The organism is Nocardia sp. Root136 (genome assembly GCF_001427185.1).
GTDB lineage: Bacteria > Actinomycetota > Actinomycetes > Mycobacteriales > Mycobacteriaceae > Nocardia > Nocardia salmonicida.
The window spans coordinates 615,143-639,341 of sequence record NZ_LMFE01000001.1; the positions used below are offsets into that span (position 1 = coordinate 615,143).

Sequence of the window (24,199 nt, forward strand, 5' to 3'; positions counted from 1 at the left end):
CTAGTGTTCGAAGCGATGGAGGTGGACAGCGAGGCCTTGTCCCACGCCGACGCACAGGGTGGCGATCGCGTGGCGCGCGTCGCGTTCGACGAGTTCGAGCGCCGCGGTGAGCGCCAGCCGCGCACCGCTGGCACCGAGCGGATGTCCGAGCGCGATCGCACCCCCGTTGGGATTGACATGCTCGGCGTCGTCGGGCAGGCCGAGCCCGCGCAACACCGCGAGGGCCTGCGCGGCGAAGGCTTCATTGAGCTCGATGACATCGATCTCACCGATTCCCACACCTGTTCGGGCGAGCAGTTTTTCGACGGCGGGCACCGGCCCGATACCCATGGTTCGCGGCGCGACACCGGCCGCGGCCACCGCCCCGACCCGTGCCAGCGGGGTGAGACCGTACCGACGAACAGCGTCCTCGGAGGCCAGGAGCAGAGCGGCGGCGCCGTCATTGATCCCCGAGGAATTGCCCGCGGTGATCGATCCGCCGGGCACCACCGCCCGCAACGCCGCCAGCGACTCCGCGCTGGTCTCGCGCGGATGTTCGTCCCGGTCGACGAGCACCGGTTCACCGCGCCGCCGCGGCACCGGCACCGCGGTGATCTCGCGCGCCAGCCTGCCCCGGTCGATCGCCCGCGCCGCCCGCTGCTGCGAGCGCAACGCGAACGCGTCCTGATCGGCACGCGCGATGCCGTACTCGTCGGCGATGTTCTGGGCGGTTTCGGGCATCGTGTCCGTGCCGTGCGCCTCGCGCATCCGCGGATTCACAAACCGCCAGCCGATCGTGGTGTCGGCTATTTGCGCCGAACGGTCCCATGGCGCACCACTTTTCGGTAGCACATACGGCGACCGGGTCATCGATTCCACCCCACCGGCGATCACCAGGTCCGCATCACCGGACCGGATCGCCCTGGCCGCGGAGCCCACGGCGTCCAGACCGGACGAGCACAGCCGGTTGACGGTGATACCGGGCACGGTCACCGGCAACCCGGCCAGCAGGGCCGCCATCCGCGCGACATTGCGATTGTCCTCACCCGCCTGGTTCACACAGCCGAACACCACATCGTCGACGGCGCCGAAATCCACACTCGGCAGGCGCGCTACCAGCGCCGCGATCGCGTGCGCGGCAAGGTCGTCGGGGCGCACGTCGGCCAACGCGCCCCCGTACCGGCCGAACGGCGTCCGCACGCCGTCGACCAGATACGCGGCGCCCGTCACAAGCCCATGTCCTTGGCGATGATCATCTTCATCACCTCGCTGGTGCCGCCGTAGATCCGGTTGACCCGGTTGTCGGCGTACAGGCGGGCCACCGGGTACTCGTTGATGTAGCCGTAGCCACCGTGCAACTGCAGGCAGCGGTCGATGACCCGCGAGGCCACCTCGGAGCAGAACAGTTTGGCCGAGGCCGCGTCGGCGGCGGTGAGCTCATCGCGGTCGAGAGCCTCCAGCGCCCGGTCGACGACCGCCTCGGCCGCGTCGACCTCGGCCTGACAGGCGGCCAGTTCGAACTTGGTGTTCTGGAACTGCGCGACCGGCTGACCGAAAACGTTGCGGCCCCTGGTGTATTCGAGGGTGAACCGGATCGCCGCCTTGGCCTGGGCGTAGGCGCCGAGCGCGATCGAGAGCCGTTCCTGGGGCAGGTTCTGGCCCAGGTAGCTGAAACCCTGGTTCGCCTCGCCCAGCAGGTCCGAGACCGGGACCCGCACGTCGGTGAACGACAGCTCGGCTGTGTCGGACACCTTCAGACCCAGCTTGTCCAGCTTGCGGCCCACCGCGTATCCCGGCGAGTTCGTATCGACGACGAGCAGCGAGATCCCGTGCCGCCGATCGGTTTCCGAGGCCGGGGCCGTCCGCGCGCACACGATCACCCGATCGGCGTGCACACCACCGGTGATGAACGTCTTGGAACCGTTGAGCACGTAATGCGTGCCGTCCTCGGAAAGCTGCGCCGTGGTCCGCATTCCGGCGAGGTCGGAGCCGGTGCCGGGCTCGGTCATCGCGATCGCGAACATGATCTCGCCCGAGACGAACCCCGGCAGCCAGCGCTGCTTCTGTTCTTCGGTCGCGAGATTCTTCAGATACGGCAGGCACAGGCCCACGTGCACGCCCGAACCACCGAAAGACACACCGGCGCGGGTGGTTTCCTCCAGCAGGATCGCCTGGAACTTGAACGACTCGATGCCGGCGCCACCGTATTCCTCCGGCACCTCGATCCCGAACACACCGAGATCGGCCAGCTTGCCGTAGAACTCGCGCGGCACGATGCCCGCCTCGTACCACTGGTCGTAGACCGGTGCGACCTGCGATTCGATGAACGCGCGCACGGTCTTGCGGAATGCCTCGTGCTCGTCGTTGAAAACTGTTCTCTGCATGATGGTCCTCCGAAATCTAGAGACGACGTCCGCCGTCGACATACACGGTCTGTCCGGTGACGAACCCGGCATTGTCGGAGGCGAGGAAGGCGACCACATTCGCGATGTCGGCGGGCAGGCCGACCCGGCGCAGCGGGGTGATCTCGGCGGTCTTCGCCTGCAACTCCTCGGCGCTCATGCCCCTGCGCGCCGCGGTGGCCGCGGTCATCTCGGTGGCGATGAAGCCGGGCGCCACGGCGTTGACGCGAATCCCGAACGGGCCGAGTTCCATGGCCAGCGTGCGGGTCAGGCCCTGGATGCCGGCTTTCGCCGCCGCGTAGTTGGCCTGACCACGGGTGCCGAGCGCCGAGACGCTCGAGGTGTTGACGATGGCGCCGCCGCCGTTGTCCACCATGTGTTTCTGCGCGGCCTTGCAGCACAGGAACGCGCCGCGCAGGTGCACCGCCATGACGGTGTCCCAGTCCTCGACCGACATCTTGAACAGCAGGTTGTCGCGCAGCACGCCCGCGTTGTTCACCAGGACGTCGAGCGAGCCGAAGTCCGCCACGGTGCGCGCGACGGCGGCGGCTACCTGCGCCTCGTCGGCGACGTCGCAGCCGATGCCGATCGCGGTGCCGCCCGCCGCGTTGATCTGCCCGGCGGCCAGTACCGCGGCGTCGGCGTCGAGATCGACGACGGCCACGGCGAATCCGTCGTCGGCCAGGCGGGCGGCGGTCGCCGCGCCGATGCCGCGGGCCGCCCCGGTGACGAGGGCTGTTCGGTGGATCACGGGTCGTACTCCTGTGTCAGACAATGGCATTCACGCCGGTGAGGGCGCGCCCGATGAGCAGTTTCTGGATCTGGGTGGTGCCCTCGTAGAGGGTCAGCACGCGGGCGTCGCGCAGGTACTTGGCGACGGGGTATTCATCGATGTAGCCGTAGCCGCCGAACACCTGAATCGCGTTGTTGGCGGCGGAGACCGCCGCCTCGGAGGCGAACAACTTCGCCATCGACGCGGCGGTGCCGAAAGGTTCGCCGCGGTCGGCGAGATCGGCAGCACGCCAGGCCAGTAGCCGTGCGGCGTCGGTATCGACGGCGATATCGGACAGAAGTTCCTGCACCAACTGGTAGCCGGCGATCGGCTTGCCGAACTGTTCACGCTCACCGGCGTAACGCACCGCGGCTTCGAGGCAGGCCCGCGCCAGCCCGACACACCCGGACGCGACCCCGATGCGGCCCTTGTCGAGCGCGGACATCGCGATCCGGAAGCCCTGCCCCTCCTCGCCGAGGCGCAGCGCGTCGGGCACCCGAACCCCGTCGAGGACGAGTTCGGCGGTGGCCTGGCCGCGCAGACCGAGCTTGCCCTTGATCTCGGTCCGGCCGAAACCCGGTGCGTCCGTGGGTACCACGAACGCCGTGACGCCCTTGGGCCCGGGGCCGCCGGTCCGTGCGAAGACCAGCGCGTGATCGGCCCAGGTGCCGTTGGTGATGAAGATCTTGGTGCCGGACAGGACCCAGTCCGAACCGTCATGTGTCGCACGGGTGTCGAGGTTCGCCGCGTCCGAGCCGGTGCCGGGTTCGGTCAGCGCGAAACAACCGAGCTGCTCACCCGCGCAGATTCCCGGCAGGAACCGCTGCTTCTGCTCCTCGGTGCCGTACGCGGCGATCGACTTGCCGAACAGGCCGAGCGAGACCGACACGATGCCGCGCACCGCGCTGTCACCGCGCCCGAGCTCCTCGAGCAGCAGGCAGTAGTCGAAGGTGTCGCCGCCGGAGCCACCGTATTCCTCGGCGATCCCGATGCCGAGGAAGCCCAGCGCGCCGAGCTTGCCGACGATCGCCGGATCCACCGATTCGTCGCGATCCCACTGGGCGGCGTACGGCACGACTTCCTTGTCCACCCACGTACGGGCGAGTTCGCGCAGGTCGGACTGCGCGGGGGTGAGCTGGAAATCCACGGGACCACTCCTGAACCAAACGGCGTTAGGTTTACTCGGGCACCGTATCCTAACGCCGTTCGGTTAATCAAGGGTCGTTTTCGGCATCGGTGATACCGTTCGATTCCCCGACGAGAGATGGAGGAGCGCATGGCGAGGCCGCGCGTACCGCTGTTGAGCCGCGAGCGAATTCGCGACGCCGCGCTGGTCCTGATCGACCGCGACGGGCTCGCCGAGGTCTCCATGCGCAAGCTGGGCGCCGAACTCGGCGTGCAGGCCGCCTCGCTCTACGGCCACTACCCGAACAAGGACGAGCTGTTCGACGACATCGCCACCGGCATCATGAGCCTCGTCGACACCTCGACCTTCGACACGGTGAGCTGGGATCGAGCACTCGCCGACTGGGCACGCAGCTATCGCGCGGCACTGGCCACCCACCCGAATTTCGTGCCGTACCTGGCAACGGGCCCGGGGCGCCGCGCCGAGAATCTTCGCGCGGCCGACGCCGTGCACGGCGGGCTGGTCGGTGCGGGCTGGCCACCGCGTTACGCCACCATGATCGGCGCGGCCACCCGCTACCTGGTCATGGGTTCGACGGTCGGCTCGTTCGCCGGCGGGTTCGCCGACGACGTGCAGGTCTACCGCGACCGGTACCCGCACCTGAACCAGGCCCACCTGCTGCGCGCGATCGCCGACGAAATCGATGACGACAGTTTCGAATTGGCGCTCACCGCGTTCATTGCCGGGCTCAACGCTACGTACGCGACGGTCGTCACCGCGGACTGAGCCGCCCTACACACGAGGGAACCGGTGGCGCCTACGCAATCGCTCCCATGCGCCACCGGTTCCGTCGTGGTCCCCCCGTCTGAGGGGTTCGCCTACATCGAGGCGATCAGCCGGTCGACGCGCTCGTCGACCGATCGGAACGGATCCTTGCACAGCACCGTGCGCTGCGCCTGATCGTTCAGCTTGAGGTGCACCCAGTCGACGGTGAAATCGCGGCCCGCCTCCTGCGCGGCGGTGATGAAGTCACCGCGCAGCTTGGCCCGCGTGGTCTGCGGCGGGGTGTCCACCGCGGCGTCGACGGCGTCGTCCTCGGTGATCCGCTTGGCCAGACCCTTGCGCTGGAGCAGGTCGAACACACCGCGACCACGCTTGATGTCGTGATAGGCCAGATCCAGCTGGGCGATCTTGGGATCCGACATCTCCATGCTGTAGCGGTCCTGGTAGCGCTGGAACAGCTTGCGCTTGATCACCCAGTCGATCTCGGTGTCGACCTTGGCGAAGTCCTGCGCCTCGACCGCGTCGAGGGTGCGACCCCACAGATCCACCACCGCGTCGACCTGCGGATCGCGGTCGCGGTTGCGCAGGTGCTCGACCGCGCGGGCGTAGTACTCGCGCTGGATCTCGAGGGCGCTGGCCTGACGCCCGCCGGCCAGGCGCACGGGACGACGGCCGGTGAGATCGTGGCTGACCTCGCGAATGGCCCGTATCGGGTTGTCGAGGGCGAAATCGCGGAACGACACCCCCGCCTCGATCATCTCCAGTACCAGCGAGGCCGTACCCACCTTGAGCATGGTGGTCGGTTCGGCCATGTTGGAGTCGCCGACGATCACATGCAGACGCCGGTACTTCTCGGCGTCGGCATGCGGCTCGTCGCGGGTATTGATGATCGGGCGCGAGCGAGTGGTCGCCGAGGAGACGCCCTCCCAGATGTGCTCGGCACGCTGCGACAGGCAGAACGTGGCCGCCTTGGGCGTCTGCAGTACCTTGCCCGCCCCGCAGATGAGCTGGCGGGTGACCAGGAACGGGAGCAACACATCGGAGATCCGGGAGAACTCGCCCGCGCGGACCACGAGGAAGTTCTCGTGGCAGCCGTAGGAGTTGCCCGCGGAGTCGGTGTTGTTCTTGAACAGGTAGATGTCGCCGCCGATGCCTTCCTCGGCGAGGCGCTGTTCGGCGTCTATGAGCAGGTCTTCCAGTACCCGCTCGCCTGCCCGGTCGTGGGTGACCAACTGCACCAGGCTGTCGCATTCGGCGGTGGCGTACTCGGGATGCGATCCGACGTCGAGGTACAACCTGGCACCGTTGCGAAGGAAGACATTGGAGCTACGGCCCCAGGACACCACCCGGCGGAACAAGTACCGGGCTACCTCGTCGGGGGACAGCCGACGGTGACCGTGGAAGGTGCATGTCACACCGAACTCGGTCTCGATCCCCATGATTCGTCGCTGCACACTATCGACACTACAGCCATGACCAGTGCCCGCGCGGCGCTCCTGACATCCCATTCGCATACGTGTTCACAACGATTCGGACAGCGAACGACCGCCGCGCACACGACGAGATCGGGCCTGCGAACCGGAGTGATTCGCAGGCCCGATCATGATCGTGACGGTGGGTTATTTCCCCGCGTCGTCGTCGGGTTCTGGCAGCTTCGCCTCTTTCACCGGCTTGGGCTTGGACTTGGACGCGGCGAGCGCCGCCTCCAAGGCCGGGCCCTGCAGCCTACGGAACGCCCGCCGCGGCCGCTGCTGCTCGAGCGTGGCCACCTCGAGGGAGGCCTCACCGAGCGGACGCTTGTCCTTGTCGGCTTCGGGCTGACCGGCCAGCAGTGCGCCGATCGCCACCTTCAACGCGTCGTCCAGGGACAGACCCGGCTTGTAGGTGGCTTTGAGCTGGGTCAGGATCGGCTCGGTGGTGCCGCCCATGACGACGTACTCGCGTTCGTCGACGATGGACCCGTCGAAGGTGATCCGGTACAGCACCGAAGTCGGTGACTGTTCGAGATACCCCACCTCGGCGACGCAGATCTCCACCTCGTAGGGCTTGAGCTGATCGGTGAAGATCGACCCGAGGGTCTGCGCGTACAGGTTGGCCAGCCCACGCCCGGTGACATCGCGCCGGTCGTACTGGTAACCCTTGAGGTCGGCCTGCAGGATGCCGCCGCGGCGCAGGGCCTCGAACTCGTTGTACTTTCCGACCGCGGAGAATCCGATGCGGTCGTAGAGCTCACTGACCTTGTGCAACGTCGCCGAGGGGTTCTCGGCGACGAACAGCACGCCGTCGGCGTAGACCAGCACGATCACGCTGCGACCGCGACCGATGCCCTTACGGGCGAGCTCGGTCTTGTCGCGCATGATCTGCTCGGCCGAGGCGTAATACGGCAGCGTCATCGGACGGCGCCCCCTTCTTCCGCGGCTTCCCGGTCGGCGATCACACCGCGGGCGATCTCGGCGAGACGATCCTCGCCGATCTCTTCCGCACCGTCGGCGTCGATCACCACCGCTGTCGGGAAGATCCCGCGCAGCATGTCGGGACCACCGGTGGCGGTGTCGTCGTCGGCGGCGTCGAACAGCGACTCCACCGCGATCCGCAGGGCCCGATCCTGATCGATGCCGCGCTGGTAGAGCTTCTTCAGCGACGACTTCGCGAACATCGAACCCGAGCCGACGGCGGTGTAGCCGAACCGCTCCTCGCTGCGCCCGCCGACCACGTCGTAGGACACGATGCGACCGGATCGGTCGAGGTCGAGGATCTGGTCGTCGAAACCGACCAGCAGCGGGATCGCGGCCAAACCCTGCATCGCGGCAGGCAGATTGTCGCGAACCATCTTCGACAGCTTGTTGGCTTTACCGTCGAAGGTGAGCGGCACGCCTTCGATCTTCTCGTAGTACTCCAGCTCCACCGCGAACAGCCGAACCATCTCGATCGCGATACCCGCGGTGCCCGCGATGCCCGCCGCCGAGAAGGTGTCGGTGATGTACACCTTCTCGGTGTCGCGGCTGGCGAGCAGGTTGCCCATGGTCGCCCTGCGGTCGCCCGCGATCAGCACGCCGCCACGGTAGGTGACCGCGACGATGGTGGTGCCGTGCGGCGCCAAGTCCTTCGTCGCGGTCAGATCCGAGGCCGGAAACCTGTTGGCGGGCAACAGGTCCGGAGCGTGCATGCGGAGATGTTCGGTGAACGAGGAGAGAGCCCGCCCCGCGTGGAGGCGCAAGGGGTCACCTGGGGTCACTGGCCGCCCTTCTGCACATATGCCCGCACGAAGTCTTCGGCGTTCTCTTCGAGCACGTCATCGATTTCATCGAGCAAGTCGTCGGTTTCCTCCGCGAGCTTTTCGCGGCGTTCCTGCCCTGCCGCGTCGACGCCCTCGGGGCCCTCGTCCTCGTCGCCACCCCCGGCGCGCTTGGTCTGCTCTTGTGCCATGGCAGCCGACCTCCTCTTCCTCATCACGATGATCGTGTGTGTCCCACAACCCTACCGAGCCGATCCGACAAGGTGGTCGATAGCGATCGTATTGTCGCGCGGTCGTGCCCCGCAACGCGTCAGTGGGTGAGCTGCTCGACCAGTTCCGCGGCGGTGCGCGAGGCGTCGAGCAGCTTTCCTACGTGCGCTTTCGTGCCCCGGCGGGGTTCCAGCGTCGGAATCCGCACCAGCGAATCACCACCGAGATCGAAGATCACCGAATCCCAACTGGCGGCGGCGATATCGGCGCCGAACCGGCGTAAACACTCACCGCGGAAGTAGGCGCGGGTGTCGGTGGGCGGATTGGTCATCGCGTCGAGCACCTGCTGCTCGCTGACGAGCCGCTTCATCGACCCGCGCGCGACCAGTCGGTTGTAGAGCCCCTTGTCCAGGCGCACATCGGAGTACTGCAGGTCCATCAGGTGCAGCTTCGGCGCGGCCCAGCCCAGCCCTTCCCGGGTGCGCATACCCTCGAGCAGGCGCAGTTTGGCCGGCCAGTCGAGCAGGTGCGCGGCCTCCATCGGATCGCGCTCGAGCAGGTCGAGGACCATCGCCCAGTTGTCGAGGATGTCGAGCACGCGCGGGTCGTCGTTGCCTTCGCGGTGGACGAACTTGGCGGCCCGCTCGTGGTAGAGCCGTTGCAGCGCAAGGCCGGTCAGCTCGCGGCCGTCGGCGAGGGCGACGGTGGCGCGCAGCGTCGGGTCGTGGCTGATCTGGTGTACGGCGGTGACCGGGCGGGCCAGCTGGAACTCCGAGAGGTCCTCGCCGCCCTCGATCATGTCGAGCACCAGCGCGGTGGTGCCGACCTTGAGGTAGGTCGACATCTCGGCGAGGTTGGCGTCGCCGATGATCACGTGCAGTCGCCGGTACTTGTCGGCGTCGGCGTGCGGCTCGTCGCGGGTGTTGATGATGCCGCGCTTGAGCGTGGTCTCGAGGCCGACCTCGACCTCGATGTAATCGGCGCGCTGGGACAGCTGGAAACCGGCGTGGTCACCGGACTGGCCGATGCCGACCCTGCCGGCACCACAGATCACCTGGCGGGAGACGAAGAACGGCGTCAGGCCCGCGATGATGTGGCTGAACGGGGTGTCGCGGCTCATCAGGTAGTTCTCGTGGGTGCCGTAGGAAGCGCCCTTGCCGTCGACGTTGTTCTTGTACAGCTGCAGCCGGGGTGCGCCTGGCACGCTCGAGGCATGCCGGGCGGCCGCCTCCATCACCCGCTCGCCCGCTTTGTCCCAGATGACCGCGTCGAGCGGATCCACGACCTCGGGTGCGGAGTACTCCGGGTGGGCGTGGTCGACGTAGAGCCGGGCGCCGTTGGTGAGGATCATGTTCGCCGCGCCGACCTCGTCGGCGTCGATGATCGGGGCGGGCCCGCTCATCCGGCTCAGATCGAATCCACGCGCGTCACGCAGCGGGGATTCCACCTCGTAGTCCCACCGGGTTCGCTTGGCTCGCGGCAATCCCGCGGCGGCGGCATAGGCGAGAACGGCCTGCGTGGAGGTGAGGATCGGGTTGGCCGTCGGCTCCGTGGGGGTCGAGATGCCGTATTCGACCTCGATTCCGATGATGCGCTGCATGCAGACGAGCCTAGGCGACGGGCCCGACCCGCACCCGCATCTCCGCCCAGCGGGGCCGTGGGAGGCCGGGAACGTCCCCCAAGAGGGGGACCATGGAATCGTCCTCGTGAGCGATCCGCAGGGCCGGTGGTCGCACTGATACTCGGTGCATGACCGACGCCGTCGCACCCGCCACCGAAGCGCCCGCCGCGCCCGGGCCCGCTCGCATGATCGCGCTGGATGTGCTGCGCGGCATCGCTATCCTGGGCACTCTCGGTACCAATATCTGGATCTTCACCGATTCGGCGGGCATGGTCGGCTACCTCGACGAGCTCGGCGCGACCCCCGAGAACGCCTGGATGTGGTCCGAACGGGTGCTCCAGCAACTCGCGCAGGGCAAATTCCTCGGCCTGCTCACGGTGATGTTCGGGATCGGGCTCGCCATCCAGCAGGGGTCGGCGCGGCGGGGAGGGCGACCGTGGCCCGGCAAGTACCCCTACCGTGCGGGACTGCTGTTCCTCGACGGCCTGCTGAACTTTCTGTTCGTCGCGGAGTTCGACGTACTGATGGGTTACGCGCTGACCGGCCTCGCCGTGGCGTACATCCTCGCGACAAGCGAACGGGCACAACGCCGGTGGGTGATCATCGCCGCATCGGTCCACGTGACGATGTTGACGTTGATCGCGGCGGCGTTCGCCTTCGCACCACAGTACGAAGAGGCCGACTCGGCACCGCTGGACCCGAATCCCTATGCGGACGGCTCCTTCTGGGATCTGGTGCTGTTCCGTATCGACCACGCCCTGCTCTTCCGGCTCGAGACGATCTTCGTGTTCCCGATGTCGATCGCGCTGTTCCTGGTCGGCGCGCGGCTGTTCCGCGCGGGCGTCTTCCGGCCCGAGGGCGCGCGAATTCGCCGCGGGCTCATGGTGATCGGGTTCGCGGTCGCCGCGCCGCTGGACCTGGGAGTCGGCATCGTGGGCGGTGGCGACTTCATCTTCTTCACGCGATACGGGACGGCGCCGTTCGTCGCCCTCGCGATCTTGGCGGCGGTCGCCGAGTTCTACCTGCGCAGGCCCCGCGTCGGATTCGCGGGCACCCGCTTGAGCGAGGTCGGCCGCACCGCCCTCAGCTGCTACATCCTGCAGAACCTGATCGCCGGAATACTGTGCTACGGCTGGGGTTTCGGCCTGGCGGCACGGGTGTCCGACTCGGCGAGAGTGCCGTTCACCGTGGCGATCTATCTGCTCGTCGCCGCCGCGATCATCACCTTCGCCCACCTGTGGTTGCGCCGATTCGAGCGCGGCCCCGTGGAGTGGCTGTGGAATCGAACCTATCGCGCGCTGGCCGGTTGAGTCAGCGCAGGCGCTCGCCGGGCGGCGGAGCCGCGTCCGGCGCGATGAGCAGGTCGGCGATGAGCGAATCCCGTTGCAGCGGAACACCGAGACTGCGCGCATTGCCCTCGAACAGCGACAGCACCGACTCGGTCAGAATGCCCTGCACCTGCTCGGTGGTGAGAACCGGTTCCGATTCCGCACGCCAACTCGCCACCACGCCGTCGACGAGCCCGACCATGCCGAATGCCATCGGCCGACCGCGCGCCGGGTCGATACCGAACCGGGCCAGGGTGGCCGCGAAGATATCGGCGAGCTGTCCGCCCACCGCGCGGCCCGCGCCGCTCAGACTCGGCGCGCCCTGCGGTGCCGCGTCGCCGAGGAAGCGGTGCAGATTCGGGTGGCGTTCGATCCAGCCGAGATAGGTGCCGATGGCGCCGCGTACGGCTTCTTTGAGTGAGCCCTCGGACTGCAGGGCGGGCAGCAGCTCCGCGAGCAGCAGTTCCAGGATCCGCTGCCGCGACAGCGCGTCGAGTTCGGCCCGGCCACCGACATGGCGGTAGACCACCGGTCGAGGCAGTGCCAGATGTTCGGCGATCAACTGCACCGAGATCTCGAGACCGTGTTCCTCGATCACCTCGATGGCGGCATCGATCATCTCCGCGCGGCGGCGCTCTTTGTGGCCGTGCCAGCGGGTGGCGCGACCGTCGGCGGCGGTCTGATCGGCGTGCGCGGATGGTGCAGTCACAGTGCCAACGATACCCGTGCGGATATTGACCGTGACACGGCGTTCCACTAACCTTGGTGATACACGCTGTAACACCTAGCGTGGCACGTTCCGCCGAGAGTGAGCCCGCGATGTCCCACGCTACCGCCTCCCCGCGCGATTCCTTCGCCCAGCGCCTGCTGATCGGCTCGGTGCGAAAATCCTATGACCCGGTGGTCGACATCGACTGGGCCGAACCTCTCGACCCGGCGAAGCTGTTCCTGCCCCCGCGCGTCGTCTCGCTCTACGGCACCGATCTGTGGGACGCGATGACACCCGACCAGCAGCGCGAGCTCTCCCGCCAGGAACTGGCCAATGTGCTCTCGGTCGGCATCTGGTTCGAGAACCTGCTCAACCGACTGCTGCTGCGCGAACTGCTCCGCGGCGACCCCACGTCCGCGACCTCGCACTACACGCTCACCGAGATGGCCGACGAGTGCAGGCACATGATGATGTTCGGCAAGCTCATCGAGCGGGTCGAGGCCCGCCCGTATTGGCCGCGTCCGGCGGCGCGGCTCGCGATCACCGCATTGCCCGCCGTGCTGCACGGCCCGATGGTGTGGGTGGCGGCGCTGGTCGGTGAGGAGATCTTCGACGCACTGCAGCGGCGGATGCTCGACGATCCGCAGTTGCAGCCGATCGTCGCGCGGGCCATGCGCGTCCACGTCACCGAGGAAGCCCGCCACATCGGCTTCGCCAGGGACGCGCTGGCTCGGCGAGTGCCGACGATGTCGGCGGGTGAGCGGGCCTATATCCGCTTGTGCGTGGCGGTGGCCGGACCGCTGTTCGTCTCGCTGGTCACCAACCGGCATCTGTACATTCGCGCCGGACTCGACGGTCGACAGGCACGCAGAGCCGCACTGGGTAATCCGAGGGCGCGGGAATCCAGAGCGGCCGGGGCGGCGGAACTGGTGACGTTCCTGGGTCAGCACGGGCTGATCGGATCGGTCGGACGTAGGCGGTGGCGGGCGGTGGGTCTGCTGTGAGCGTCGCTGTCATCGGCGCCGAATCCGGGGCGATCGTGCGCGCGCTGCGGGCGGCCGGTATCGCCGGAGTATGTGTCTACGAACCGGTTTCAGCAGGCGATCGGTCGCGATCTCCGGTCGGCAGACAGCGCCGGACGTCGCGGCACAGGTGGCTGTATCGCGAGGATCGGCCGGTCCCCCGGCGCCTGGTCGATGTCGACGAACTCGTTTTCGACGAGAACGAGGACCACTGGCTGATCCGCCTGGTCGAAGACGAGCCCGCCCAGGCGAGGGTGGTGATTCTGACCGCCGACACCACCAGGCGACTCCGCGCCGACTTCGCACCGGAAGCCGCAGACCGTCCCGTCGGCGCCCAGTCCGAGGGGGTCCGACTGCCGGTCACGGGACGCGAGGCCCGCACACTCGACGTGGCGTGGTCGCCCGCTCCGGTCACCTTTCGCGGCATCGCGACCCATGGCTTTCCGAACCTGTTCTTCGTCGGCGGTGCCGAACCCGCCGTCCAGGAACCGTCGGTCGCCCAGTCGGTCCGAGTCGATCTCGTCGCCACCTGGGTCCGCGCTCTTCAGCGGCAATCGGGCACTCGAATCGAAGTGCGGGCCAGCACCCAGCACGAATACCACCGTCGGCTCGACCCGACGCCGAGCATGCGTCGCCATGGCCGCCCGAAACCCCACCATTTCGACATCACCGTCGCCGCCGACCGGCATCCGGATCACGACTACACCGGACCGGCCGTCCTCGATCTACCCGGAGCCGAATACTCCGTCCTCGCCACCCTCACCGGCCACCTCGACCCGATCGACGGCCGCTACCACTGGTACGGCCGCCTCGATCCCACCGAGACCACCACCCTGCCCGAACCGACGCGAGCATCCGCCTTCCTCGTCCTGCCCGGCCGCGAACCCGCGGCGGCACACCTCACCGAACGCGACCCGTGGGGCAATCTCCGCGTCACCGGCATCGGCACCCCACCCTTCGCGCTCGAGGCATAGCAGCGACCCTCGCCCCATCCGTCGGTATGCTCGGTGACATGCAGGCACGGGCGATGGTGATGGCGTACGCGGTTCTCGCGTGCGTGCTGCCCGCCTTCGTGCTCATCTCCACGCCCGGCGGTGAGGCCACGCGCATGCTCGCGTTCGGTGCTGTCGCCGCCGCGATGGTGTGCGCGCTGGTCGCGGTCACCGGCCGCAGTCGGCTACCGGTTCGGGTCGCGTACGCGGGCCCGCCGCGGTCGGCACAGCGCCGGTTGCGCGGTTCCTTTCTGCGACAGAGCAATCCGGATGCCGCCGGTCGTCCACGTCCACGAGCACCGGGGATCGTTCACCACTGACAGGTGCCGCGCCGTCGGCGCCGCCTGTCGGATTTCGTGATCCCACTCCCCTTTTCGTGCGTTCGCGCACGCTTCACGGACAGGTCGTCCCGTCATGCTCGATGTCGTCTATTTTCCCGTGTCCGCGGTCCTGTGGTGCTGGCACCAACTCTTCGCGATTCCGCTCGGCCCGGCCAGTGGTCTCGCGTGGCTACTCGCCGTGGTCGCGCTGGTCGTCACCGTCCGCGCGCTACTCGTGCGCACCGCGCTCCGGCAAGCCCGGTCCCAGCAAGTCCTGCGTTCCCTCCAACCGCAGATGGACGCCATCCGCCGCACCCATCGCGACGACCCGCGCGTCCAGGCCGAGAAGATCCGGTTGCTCCATCGCGAACACGGCGTCAGCATGTTCGCCGGATTCGTCCCGCTGATCGCCCAGGGACTCGTCTTCCTCGGCCTGTTCCATGTATTGCGCTCGTTCGATCGGACCGGCACCTACGCGGTCGGCCCGTTCAGTTCGACGGACAGCCCACTTCCGGTGGAGCTCAACGAAGCCACCGCGAACTACCTGTTCGGCGCACCCGAAGTCCGCGCGTTCCTCGATGCCAGGCTGTTCGGCGCACCACTGTCGGCGACCCTCAGCGGCGCGGGTGAGGTTTTCGTCGCGGTGGCCGTCCTGGCCGTCCCGCTGGTGCTGATCGCCGCCCTCGCCACGCACTTCACGGCCCGGCTCACCCCGGCGGTCGGGGACAACAGCACGGCCGCGATCATGCGCAACCTGTCGCTGTGGGTGTTCCCGGCGGGTGCGCTGATCGGCGGTGCCGTCCTGCCGGTCGTCGTGCTCACCTATTTCGCCACCAACGCCCTGTGGACCTGCGGCCAGCAGTATCTGATCCGGCGCACCCTCGCCGCCGAGGAATCCGCGAAGAAGGCGCTGGTCACCGCGGCGGCCCGCGCCGCCGCGCCGCGACCGGGGGTGAAGCCACAGCGCCGGAAACGGTGAATCGCGGGATGGACACTCGCGGCGGTTACCCTCGGGCGGGTGTCAGCGAATCCGGAGGCCGAACTGCTCGCCGTCTACGATGCCGAGGGGCTGGTGATCGGCGAGGCCGATCGAGGCACCGTCTACCGCGAGGGACTCTGGCACGCCAGCGCGGGCGTGCTGGTCCGGTCTGTCGACGGCGACCGGGTGTATGTCCATCGGCGCACCGACACCAAACTCGTCTTCGCCGGCATGCACGACTGCCTCGCGGGCGGCGTGGTCGACGCGGGCGAGCACCCGTCCGACACCGCGATCCGCGAACTGCGCGAGGAACTCGGCATCGGTGTCCCCGCGGGCACGGTACTTCCGTTGCGCGCCACCGCGTCCTGGGACGGCGACTGGGCGGGCCGCGCACTGCGCTGCCACCTGTTCGCGTACGAGTACCGCTACGACGGTCCGATCGTCCACCAGCCGTCCGAGATCGTGGACGGCTGGTGGTGGACCGATGCCGAACTGCGTGCGCACCTGCGTGATCCGGCGTGGCCCTTCGTTCCCGACACGCGAGTCGTCCTGGACGGCCTGCTCACCGCAGGCGACGGCCCCCGCCGCTGACTCGATAGACGACCACCAAGCCTTCCGAACGGCAGGCCACCGGTCGCCGAGGTCAGTCCAGCGTGCGCAGGGATTCCTCGTCGCGAGCAACCACCGCGCCACCGTCCGCGGTGAGCACGATCGGGCGCTGGATCAGCTTCGGATGCTGGGCCAGCGCGGTCAGCCACTGCTCCCGATCCGCCTCGGCGCGACCCCATTGCGCCATCCCGAGATCCTTGGCGATCTGCTCGCCGGTGCGCGTGATGTCCCACGGCTCGGCGCCGAGGCGCGCCAGCACCGCCCGCAACTCCTCGACCGTCGGCGGATCGTCGAGGTAGCGGCGCACGGTGTACTCCACCCCGGCCGCGTCGAGGTGCGCGGTGGCATTGCGGCTCTTCGTGCAGCGCGGGTTGTGCCAGATCTCGGTCTGCCCAGATGTCATATCGGCAGCGTAGTCACGTGCCGTGCGGGCGCGGCCGCACGTGGCGATACTGGAAACCATGAGCGACACCGCACCCCCCGAGAACCCTTACGGCACACCGACGACCACCGGTCCTGAACCTCTCCGCTCCTATCAGAACAAGCTCAATACCCTCATCCGCAGCCTGCTGAAGGTGCCGGTACTGTCCGGCGTCGTCGGCAAGCGGCTGGCCACCCTGCACGTGGTCGGCCGCAAGTCCGGCGCCGTCTACGACGTCCCGATCGCCTACACCGTGCACGACGGCGCCTTGCTGATCGGCACCGCGCTGCGCCCCTGGGTGAAGAATCTGCGGGGCGGCGCACAAGTGCGGGTGTCGCGTGGCGGCGCGCCCGAAACCTTCACCGCCACTGTCTACACCGACGAGAGCGACGTCATCGAACTGTTCGCGGTGATCGCGCGCGACAACAAGCAGAACGCGAAATTCAACGGCATCGGCTATCTCGCCGACGGCGAACCGTCCAAGGCCGACATCTACCAGACCTGGCAGCAGGGCGGCGTGGTCATCGGGCTGACCCCGCAGTGAGCACACCGCGCGGCTACTTCCCGCCCTCGGTCGGGGTGACCTGAGCAGGCTGGTAACTCGCGCCCATGACGTCGACGCCCGCGGCTTTCAACTGGTCGAGAGCCTTGGTGACGTACTCGGTGGAATAGGCGTCGGCGTCGGGGTCCTTGGTGAGAACCGTTGCGCCCTCGGCGTTCTTGGTGTTCTTCGCGATCGAGACCGTGCGATCCCACGCGGTCTTGTCGATGGCGCCGATGCCCGCGGGTGCGGGCCAGATCAGCTTGTTCACCTCGTTGATCTGCCACTGCTGGTGTCCCGCGCCGAGCGTGGCGCCCGCGGCGACGGTGATGTCGCGACACTTGTCGAGGTTGTCACGGCAGAACGCCCAACCCTTCAGCGAGGCGACCAGGAACTTGACCGTCTGATCCTGGTACTCGCTGTCCTTCAGTTTCTCGGTGTTGGCCCACAGGGCGTCCTGCAGCATGGCTACACCCTCGTCGTTCCAGTCGATGGTGGTGAAATCGTCTGCGGTGTAGAGCTTTCCGGTGGCCGGGTTCTTGGTTTCGAGCAGCTGGGCGTACTCGTTGTAGGACATGGCCTGGGCGGCGGCGATGTCCTTGGCGAGGAAGGCGTTCATATCGAACTGCTGCTGGACCAGTTTCACATCCTTGGCAGGATCGATGCCTGCCTTCGTCATCCCGGCGAAGAGCTCGAATTCGTTGCCGTAGCCCCAGTTTCCGACGGTTTTACCGCGCAGCGCGGCGGGCCCGGCGATATTCTCGGACTTGAACGAGACCTGTTTGGTGCCCGATTTCTGGAAGACCTGCGCGATCTCGGTGATCCCGGCGCCCGCTTCCCGCGATGCGAGGGCTTTGGGCACCCAGGCGACCGCGTAGTCGGCCTGGCCCTGGGCCAGCACCGTCTGCGGGACGATGTCGGTGCCGCCGTCGAGGATCTCGACCGACAGGCCCTGTTCCTTGTAGAACCCCTGGTCGACGGCGGCCAGGTAGCCGGCGAACTGCCCCTGCTTGAACCATTGCAGCTGCAAGGTCACCTTGGTGAGGCCGTCGGCGGTGGTCTCGGAACCACTGTCGGTGGTACTACAGCCGGTCAGCGCGGCAGCGGCCACAGCGGCCAGCGCCACCGCGGTACGCAACCGGAGTGCGGTCTTGCTCATGGACGGATCTCCCTCATCGGATCGTGGACAGCAGTGGGGTTCGGGGTCGGCGGGTGAGGTGTTCGAGCAGCAGGACGGCGGCCAGGAACACGAGGCCGACGCACATCGCGCCGACGACGTAGGCCCACGCCCGCGGATAGGCGGTGTTGGCGGCGGCGGAGGTGATCCGGCTACCGAGCCCGTTCTGCAGGCCGCCGAAGTATTCGGCGATGATGGCCGCGATGACCGCGCCGGGCGCGGCGATCCGCAAACCCGTGAACAGGTGTGGCAGCGCGGCGGGCACCCGTACGGTGCGGGTGATCTGCCAGCCCGACGCGGCGTAGGAGCTCATCAGGTCGGCCTGCACCTTCGGCACCTGACGCAACCCGCGCGCGGTGCTGACGAAGACCGGGAAGAACACCACGATGGTGACGACGAGCCGTCGCGGTGTCTCGGTGGTCGTGGAGTACATCGAGTTCAGCAGGGGTGCCAGCGCCACGATCGGCACCGCGGCGGCGGCTGCGGCCAACGGCGTGAGCAGCCCGTCGATCAGCTGGAACCGCACCGCGAGGACGGCGGCGGCCAGGCCGAGGATCGTGCCCGCGACCAACCCGATCAGCGCGTTCGTGCCGGTGGCCAGGGAAGCATCCAGGATGCGGCCCGCGTTCTCGGCGAACTGTGCGGCGATCGCGCTGGGCGCGGGCAGCAGGAACGACGGCACGCCCGCCGCCACGGTGAGCACCTGCCACAACGCCAGGACGACAACACCGACTACTAGTGGTGGCAGCCAGGTCTTCATCGCAGATCCTGTCCATCGGCGGTCGTGTCGCCGCGCAGTGCCGCGCGCACCGCGGCGACAGCGGCGAAGAACTCACCGGACGCGCGAACATCGTTGCCCGCTTGTCGATCCCAGCCACCGGTGGACACGATGTCGCTGATCCGGCCTGGTCGCGCGGACAGCACAACCACCCGGTCCGACAGGTACACCGCCTCGGGAATCGAGTGGGTGACGAACACGACGGCGGCGCCGGTCTCCCCCGCGATGCGCAGCAGCTCGCCCTGCATGTGTTCTCTGGTCATCTCGTCGAGCGCGCCGAACGGTTCGTCCATCAGCAGCAGCGACGGTGTGCGGGCCAGCGCGCGGGCGATGGCGACGCGCTGCTGCATGCCGCCGGACAGTTCGGCCGGGTACCGGTCGGCGAATTCGCTGAGCCCGGCCATGGCGAGCAGTTCGGCACTGCGTGCCTTGCGTCGCGCTTTGGCTACCCGGTGCAGTTCGAGGGGCAGTTCGACATTGGCTGCGACAGTGCGCCATTCCAGCAGGCCGGCCTGCTGGAACGCGATGCCGTAGTCCTGGTCGATCCGGGCCTGGCGCGCGGACTTGCCGTGCACGGTGACAGCGCCGCTGCTCGGCGTCTCGAGGTCGGCGATGATCCGCAGCAGGGTGGACTTGCCGCAGCCCGAAGGCCCGATGAGCGAGACGAATTCGCCCGCCGAGACAGTGAGCGAGACATCGGACAGTGCTGTCACGGCACCCGCCGCGAAGGTCTTGCCGAGGTCTCTCAGTTCGACCGCGGCAGCGACCGGTGACACCGCAGAGCCGGGATCGGTGCCCGAGGTGGTCATGGGTGCTTCACTCATCAGTCCTCGCTCGATGTGCTGGTGCCGGGCGGGTGGCTGTAGCGACGCAGTGCCAGCTCCACCAGTCCGACCAGGGCGGTGAGGACGACGCCGAGCAGCGCGGCGGCCAGGACAGCGGCGTAGAGCCGGGCCGCATCGCCGGTGGCCTGCTGGGAGAACACGATGATCTGGCGCCCGATCCCGCCCGCGGTACCGGTCGAGATCTCGGCGACGACCGCGCCGATCACCGCCGCCGCGGCGGCCAGCCGGAGTGCCGGAATCAACGAGGGAACCGAGGCGGGAAACCGCAAGCGCGTCAACGTCGCCCACCAACCGGCCGAGCAGCTGCGCATCAATTCGACCGAAGCCGCCGACGGCGTCTGTAGCCCGCGCAGCATCCCGATAACGATCGGGAAGAAGGCGAGGTAGGCCGCGATCACCACGATGCTCATCCACGGCCGCCACGGCTCACCGCCGATGGACAGTTTGCCGCCCCACGCCACCACCAGCGGCGCGAGCGCGATCAGCGGAACCGTCTGCGAGAGCACCACATACGGCAGCAGGCCGCGCTCGAGCCAGCCGAACCGCTGCATCGCGACCGCCAGTGCCACGCCGACCACAGCGCCGAGCAGCAGCGCCAGCAAGGACAGACCCAGCGTGAACATCGCTGTGCGCAACAGTGTTTCACCGACGGTGCCCTTGCCGTCCGGGTCGCCGAGCACGGTGAACACCGCCCAGACGTGTGGGAGCGCGCCGTCGCTGGTGCGAGGGAGTACGCGGGTGCCCGCGATGCTCACGCCGTCGGCGGGCACCAGCACCTTCACCAGCTCCCAGATCACCGCCACGAGGACGAACGCGCTCACCGCGTAGACCGCGCGCAGCAACCGGGTCCGACCAGGGGTGGATGCTCGAATCTGCTGCGGGACAACAGCTGTCACCGGATCGATGGTCGCCGTGCTCACCGACGCCCTCCCCCCGGCCATCGTCCGGCGATACCGTGCGCGCCGGTGTTCGACGCCCACACCGGCGTGCGATCGGCGATCACGACAGACCGGCCGCTTCGATCGCGGTGACCTGCTGATTCAGCCGCGGCAGTACCTGCTCGCCATAAGCCTCGAGCGTCGACGTTTTGGCGTCGTGCTGCAGATATACCGCGAACTGGCCGACGCCGAGCTTCTCGAGCTCCCACAACCTGGCGAGCTGCTCGTCGGGGGTCCCGATCAGGCAGAACCGATCCACGATCTCGTCGGGTACGAAGGCGGCCTGGGTATTGCCCGCGCGCCCGTGCTGGTTGTAGTCGTAGCCCTGCCTGCCCGCGATGTAGTCGGTCAGCGCCGCCGGAACATCGCCGCCCGTACCGTATTTCGCGACGATGTCGGCGACGTGGTTGCCGACCATGCCGCCGAACCAGCGACACTGGTCGCGGGCGTGTTCCAGTCCGGCCTGCGATCCATCGGTGACATAGGCGGGCGCGGCGACACAGATCTTCACCGACAGTGGATCTCGGCCTGCCGCCGCCGCCGCGGCACGCACCTTGCCGATGGTCCATGCGGTGATGTCGGGGTCGGCGAGTTGCAGGATGAACCCGTCGGCGACCTGACCGGTGAGCGCGAGGGCCTTCGGTCCGTATCCGGCCACCCACACCTCGAGCCGCGAATCGGCGGCCCACGGGAACCGCACCTCGAGGTCACCGACGCGGGCGCTGCGGCCGTTGCCGAGTTCCCTGATCACCTCGACCGATTCACGCAGGGTGGCCAACGTCGTCGGCTTGTCGCCGAGCGTGCGGACCGCCGAGTCGCCGCGCCCGATGCCGCAGATCGTGCGGTTGCCGTACATCTCGTTGAGCGTGGCGAAGACGGACGCGGTCACCGTCTGGTCCCGGGTGGCCGGATTGGTGACCATGGGACCGACGATCACCTTGCGGGTGGCGGCCAGGATCTGGCTGTAGATCACGTAGGGCTCCTGCCAGAGCAGGTGCGAGTCGAAGGTCCACACATGCGAGAACCCGTGGGTCTCGGCCACTCTGGCCAGTTCGATCACCCGCGACGAGGGTGGTGTGCACTGCAGGACGACTCCGATGTCCATCGGCACTCTCCGTTTCGGCAGTTGGTTTCTACAGAAGGTTCTGAGACAGGCCGCGACGGACGAACCGGCCGTGCCCGGCGCGACCGTGATAGGCGCCGTCGTCGACGATCACCCGGCCGCGGGACAGGACCGTGTCGACGTGTCCGTCGATCTCGAAGCCCTCCCACGCGGAGTGATCCATGTTCATGTGATGGGTCTTGCCGAGCCCGATGCTGGTGTGACCGTGGGGGTCGTAGATCACCACATCGGCGTCGGCACCCGGGCTGATCACGCCCTTGCGGGGATACATGCCGAACATCCGGGCCGGGTTGGTACAGCAGACCTCCACCCACCGTTCGAGCGAGATCCGCCCGTCCTTGACGCCCTGGAACAGCAGGTCCATCCGGTGCTCGACTCCGCCGATCCCGTTCGGGATCTTGCTGAAATCGCCCACGCCGAGCTCTTTCTGGTCCTTCATGCAGAACGGGCAGTGGTCGGTGCTCACCGCGGTGACGTCACCGGTGCGGATGAACCGCCACAGCTCGTCCTGATGCCCCTCGGCGCGCGAGCGCAACGGCGTGGAGCAGACCCATTTGGCGCCCTCGAAACCCGGTGCGCCCAACTGTTCTTCGAGCGAGAGGTACAGATACTGCGGACAGGTCTCGGCGAAGACGTTCTGGCCCTTGTCGCGCGCCGTCGCGATCTGTTCCATCGCCTGCTTGGCCGATACGTGCACCACATACAGCGGGGCGCCGGTCAACTGCGCCAGCATGATCGCGCGATGGGTGGCTTCCTCTTCCATCTGCCACGGGCGGCTGGTGCCGTGGAAGTAGGGCGAGGTGTTCCCGCGGGCGAGAGCCTGTTCGACGAGAACGTCGATGGCGATGCCGTTCTCCGCGTGCATCATCATCAGCGCACCGAGGTCACCCGCGGTCTGCATGGCGCGCAGGATCTGGCCGTCGTCGGAGTAGAAGACGCCCGGGTAGGCCATGAACAGTTTGAAGCTGGTGACGCCTTCGTCGACGAGTTCGCTCATCCCTTTGAGGGATTCGTCGTTGACATCGCCGATGATCTGATGGAACCCGTAGTCGATCGCGCACTGTCCGGCGGCCTTGCCGTGCCATTCGGCGAGGGTGTCCTGCACCCGCTGGCCCGGTTTCTGCACGGCGAAGTCGACGATCGTGGTGGTGCCGCCCCAGGCCGCGGCCCTTGTCCCGGTTTCGAAGGTATCGCTGGCCTCGGTGCCGCCGAACGGCAGCTGCATGTGTGTGTGCCCGTCGACGCCACCGGGGATCACGTACTTGCCGGTCGCGTCGATCACCGTCTCGGCGTCGGCGGCCGGATCGGCGCCGAGCGCGGTCGAACCCGGTTGCAGGACAGCGACAATCGTCTCATCTTCGATCAGCACGTCGAGCAGCTGGGACCCGGTGGCGCTCACCACCGTCCCGCCGTGGATGAAAGTGCGCATCAGGGGTTCACCAACGGTCCGTAGGCATCGGGGCGACGATCGCGATAGAACGCCCATCTCTCGCGAACGATCTTGATCAGATCCATATCGAGATCACGAACAACCAATTCCGGCGAAGTATCGGAGGCGACCTCGCCGACGAACTTCCCCTCGGGGTCGACGAAATAGCTCGTCCCGTAGAAGTCGTTGTCGCCGTATTCGCTCTCGATACCGACGCGGTTGATCGCGCCGACGTAATACTCGTTGGCCACCGCCGAGGCGGGCTGCTCGAGTTTCCACAGATAACTGGAAAGCCCTCGCGACGTCGCCGACGGATTGAACACGATTTCCGCGCCCGCGAGGCCGAGCGCCCGCCAGCCCTCCGGGAAATGGCGGTCGTAGCAGATGTAGACGCCGACCTTGCCGACCGCGGTGTCGAACACCGGCCACCCGAGGTTGCCCGGGCGGAAGTAAAACTTCTCCCAGAAGCCGGTCACCTGCGGTATGTGGTGTTTGCGGTATTTGCCCAGATAGGAACCATCGGCGTCGATCACCACCGCGGTGTTGTAGAGCAGCCCGTCCATCTCGCGCTCGTACACCGGCGCCACGATCACCAAGTTCAATTCGGCGGCCAGGGCGGCGATTCGATCGGTGGTCGGGCCCGGCACCGATTCGGCGTATTCGTAGAACTTGGCGTCCTGTAGCTGACAGAAATACGGGCCGTAGAACAACTCCTGGAAGCAGATCACCTGCGCCCCCTGCGCCGCCGCCGCCCTGGCGTAGTCCTCGTGAACTTTGACCATTGATTCTTTGTCACCAGTCCAGCTGGTCTGGACGAGCGCCGCTCTGACGATTCCCATGCTTTGTTATACTGCACCTTC

At 67.6% G+C, this 24,199-nt stretch carries 26 protein-coding genes; 8 read left to right on the forward strand and 18 right to left on the reverse strand.

Annotated elements, in window-relative coordinates; genetic code table 11:
• The 4 genes from pcaF to ASD42_RS03030 are packed head-to-tail and all read right to left on the reverse strand — an operon-like array spanning position 1 to position 4,300.
• Positions 1-1,209, reverse strand: coding sequence for a 3-oxoadipyl-CoA thiolase (gene pcaF, locus ASD42_RS03015; RefSeq protein WP_056809876.1), 1,209 nt, complete (start codon positions 1,207-1,209; stop codon positions 1-3).
• Entirely contained in the window at positions 1,206-2,363 is a 1,158-nt protein-coding gene (locus ASD42_RS03020; protein ID WP_056809880.1) for an acyl-CoA dehydrogenase family protein, read from the reverse strand. Before ASD42_RS03020 ends, pcaF begins: the two co-directional genes overlap by 4 nt.
• A gap of 16 nt (positions 2,364-2,379) precedes the next feature.
• Positions 2,380-3,162, reverse strand: coding sequence for a 3-oxoacyl-ACP reductase FabG (fabG, locus tag ASD42_RS03025; RefSeq protein ID WP_056809882.1), 783 nt, complete (start codon positions 3,160-3,162; stop codon positions 2,380-2,382).
• Positions 3,149-4,300 (reverse strand): acyl-CoA dehydrogenase family protein, encoded by a 1,152-nt coding sequence (locus ASD42_RS03030; RefSeq protein ID WP_056809884.1) that lies wholly within the window; start codon positions 4,298-4,300, stop codon positions 3,149-3,151. The genes fabG and ASD42_RS03030 overlap by 14 nt, the downstream gene beginning before the upstream one ends.
• Positions 4,301-4,429: 129 nt before the next feature.
• Here ASD42_RS03030 and ASD42_RS03035 point away from each other — a divergent pair, with 129 nt between their 5' ends.
• Positions 4,430-5,065, forward strand: a complete 636-nt coding sequence (locus tag ASD42_RS03035) for a TetR/AcrR family transcriptional regulator (protein ID WP_056815272.1) — start codon at positions 4,430-4,432, stop codon at positions 5,063-5,065.
• A 92-nt stretch (positions 5,066-5,157) separates the two neighbouring features.
• On the opposite strand, the gene pafA is transcribed toward ASD42_RS03035, so the two are convergent.
• From pafA to dop, 5 genes are all read right to left on the reverse strand, one after another.
• Complete coding sequence (pafA, locus tag ASD42_RS03040; protein WP_194824832.1) at positions 5,158-6,516, reverse strand: Pup--protein ligase; 1,359 nt, start codon at positions 6,514-6,516, stop codon at positions 5,158-5,160.
• Positions 6,517-6,681: 165 nt separating this feature from the next.
• Positions 6,682-7,455, reverse strand: a complete 774-nt coding sequence (gene prcA / locus ASD42_RS03045; RefSeq protein ID WP_063893555.1) for a proteasome subunit alpha — start codon at positions 7,453-7,455, stop codon at positions 6,682-6,684.
• The gene (prcB, locus tag ASD42_RS03050; protein ID WP_056809888.1) at positions 7,452-8,297 is read right to left on the reverse strand and encodes a proteasome subunit beta; all 846 of its coding nucleotides are present in this window, start codon (positions 8,295-8,297) and stop codon (positions 7,452-7,454) included. The genes prcA and prcB overlap by 4 nt, the downstream gene beginning before the upstream one ends.
• The gene (locus ASD42_RS03055; RefSeq protein WP_019047503.1) at positions 8,294-8,488 is read right to left on the reverse strand and encodes a ubiquitin-like protein Pup; all 195 of its coding nucleotides are present in this window, start codon (positions 8,486-8,488) and stop codon (positions 8,294-8,296) included. The genes prcB and ASD42_RS03055 overlap by 4 nt, the downstream gene beginning before the upstream one ends.
• A 119-nt stretch (positions 8,489-8,607) precedes the next feature.
• Positions 8,608-10,107 carry a depupylase/deamidase Dop gene (dop, locus tag ASD42_RS03060; protein ID WP_056809891.1) on the reverse strand — a complete coding sequence of 500 codons (1,500 nt, stop codon included), beginning with the start codon at positions 10,105-10,107 and terminating at the stop codon, positions 8,608-8,610.
• Positions 10,108-10,256: 149 nt separating this feature from the next.
• On the opposite strand from dop, the gene ASD42_RS03065 reads away from it, so the two are divergent.
• Positions 10,257-11,438 carry a DUF418 domain-containing protein gene (locus ASD42_RS03065; RefSeq protein ID WP_082843758.1) on the forward strand — a complete coding sequence of 394 codons (1,182 nt, stop codon included), beginning with the start codon at positions 10,257-10,259 and terminating at the stop codon, positions 11,436-11,438.
• A gap of 1 nt (position 11,439) precedes the next feature.
• Here ASD42_RS03065 and ASD42_RS03070 read toward each other — a convergent pair whose 3' ends face one another.
• Positions 11,440-12,165 (reverse strand): TetR/AcrR family transcriptional regulator, encoded by a 726-nt coding sequence (locus tag ASD42_RS03070; protein ID WP_056809893.1) that lies wholly within the window; start codon positions 12,163-12,165, stop codon positions 11,440-11,442.
• Positions 12,166-12,275: 110 nt separating this feature from the next.
• Here ASD42_RS03070 and ASD42_RS03075 point away from each other — a divergent pair, with 110 nt between their 5' ends.
• The 5 genes from ASD42_RS03075 to ASD42_RS03095 all read left to right on the forward strand — a co-directional run bounded on the left by ASD42_RS03075 (position 12,276) and on the right by ASD42_RS03095 (position 16,069).
• Positions 12,276-13,169, forward strand: coding sequence for an AurF N-oxygenase family protein (locus ASD42_RS03075; protein ID WP_056809895.1), 894 nt, complete (start codon positions 12,276-12,278; stop codon positions 13,167-13,169).
• Positions 13,166-14,161 carry a DUF4873 domain-containing protein gene (locus ASD42_RS33390; protein ID WP_063893556.1) on the forward strand — a complete coding sequence of 332 codons (996 nt, stop codon included), beginning with the start codon at positions 13,166-13,168 and terminating at the stop codon, positions 14,159-14,161. Before ASD42_RS03075 ends, ASD42_RS33390 begins: the two co-directional genes overlap by 4 nt.
• A 38-nt stretch (positions 14,162-14,199) precedes the next feature.
• Positions 14,200-14,499 (forward strand): DUF6412 domain-containing protein, encoded by a 300-nt coding sequence (locus ASD42_RS03085; RefSeq protein ID WP_056815280.1) that lies wholly within the window; start codon positions 14,200-14,202, stop codon positions 14,497-14,499.
• Between the two features lie 94 nt (positions 14,500-14,593).
• A complete protein-coding gene (gene yidC, locus ASD42_RS03090) occupies positions 14,594-15,478 on the forward strand; it encodes a membrane protein insertase YidC (protein ID WP_056809897.1) in 885 nt (294 codons plus the stop codon).
• A gap of 39 nt (positions 15,479-15,517) precedes the next feature.
• Positions 15,518-16,069 carry an NUDIX hydrolase gene (locus ASD42_RS03095; RefSeq protein ID WP_056809899.1) on the forward strand — a complete coding sequence of 184 codons (552 nt, stop codon included), beginning with the start codon at positions 15,518-15,520 and terminating at the stop codon, positions 16,067-16,069.
• A 52-nt stretch (positions 16,070-16,121) separates the two neighbouring features.
• On the opposite strand, the gene ASD42_RS03100 is transcribed toward ASD42_RS03095, so the two are convergent.
• Positions 16,122-16,490 carry an arsenate reductase family protein gene (locus ASD42_RS03100; protein WP_056809900.1) on the reverse strand — a complete coding sequence of 123 codons (369 nt, stop codon included), beginning with the start codon at positions 16,488-16,490 and terminating at the stop codon, positions 16,122-16,124.
• Positions 16,491-16,548: 58 nt separating this feature from the next.
• Between ASD42_RS03100 and ASD42_RS03105 the strand changes: the two genes are divergently transcribed.
• Complete coding sequence (locus ASD42_RS03105; RefSeq protein ID WP_131816944.1) at positions 16,549-17,052, forward strand: nitroreductase/quinone reductase family protein; 504 nt, start codon at positions 16,549-16,551, stop codon at positions 17,050-17,052.
• Positions 17,053-17,065: 13 nt separating this feature from the next.
• On the opposite strand, the gene ASD42_RS03110 is transcribed toward ASD42_RS03105, so the two are convergent.
• The 7 genes from ASD42_RS03110 to ASD42_RS03140 all read right to left on the reverse strand — a co-directional run bounded on the left by ASD42_RS03110 (position 17,066) and on the right by ASD42_RS03140 (position 24,178).
• Complete coding sequence (locus tag ASD42_RS03110; protein WP_056809903.1) at positions 17,066-18,208, reverse strand: ABC transporter substrate-binding protein; 1,143 nt, start codon at positions 18,206-18,208, stop codon at positions 17,066-17,068.
• A 13-nt stretch (positions 18,209-18,221) separates the two neighbouring features.
• The gene (locus ASD42_RS03115) at positions 18,222-18,986 is read right to left on the reverse strand and encodes an ABC transporter permease (protein WP_056809906.1); all 765 of its coding nucleotides are present in this window, start codon (positions 18,984-18,986) and stop codon (positions 18,222-18,224) included.
• The gene (locus tag ASD42_RS03120; RefSeq protein WP_084786995.1) at positions 18,983-19,828 is read right to left on the reverse strand and encodes an ABC transporter ATP-binding protein; all 846 of its coding nucleotides are present in this window, start codon (positions 19,826-19,828) and stop codon (positions 18,983-18,985) included. The genes ASD42_RS03115 and ASD42_RS03120 overlap by 4 nt, the downstream gene beginning before the upstream one ends.
• Complete coding sequence (locus ASD42_RS03125; RefSeq protein WP_235569290.1) at positions 19,828-20,769, reverse strand: ABC transporter permease; 942 nt, start codon at positions 20,767-20,769, stop codon at positions 19,828-19,830. The genes ASD42_RS03120 and ASD42_RS03125 overlap by 1 nt, the downstream gene beginning before the upstream one ends.
• 79 nt (positions 20,770-20,848) lie before the next feature.
• Complete coding sequence (locus tag ASD42_RS03130; RefSeq protein ID WP_056809910.1) at positions 20,849-21,892, reverse strand: TIGR03842 family LLM class F420-dependent oxidoreductase; 1,044 nt, start codon at positions 21,890-21,892, stop codon at positions 20,849-20,851.
• Positions 21,893-21,920: 28 nt separating this feature from the next.
• Positions 21,921-23,339 carry a dihydropyrimidinase gene (hydA, locus tag ASD42_RS03135; protein WP_056809912.1) on the reverse strand — a complete coding sequence of 473 codons (1,419 nt, stop codon included), beginning with the start codon at positions 23,337-23,339 and terminating at the stop codon, positions 21,921-21,923.
• Positions 23,339-24,178, reverse strand: coding sequence for a nitrilase-related carbon-nitrogen hydrolase (locus ASD42_RS03140; protein ID WP_056809914.1), 840 nt, complete (start codon positions 24,176-24,178; stop codon positions 23,339-23,341). The genes hydA and ASD42_RS03140 overlap by 1 nt, the downstream gene beginning before the upstream one ends.
• Positions 24,179-24,199 lie beyond the last annotated feature (21 nt).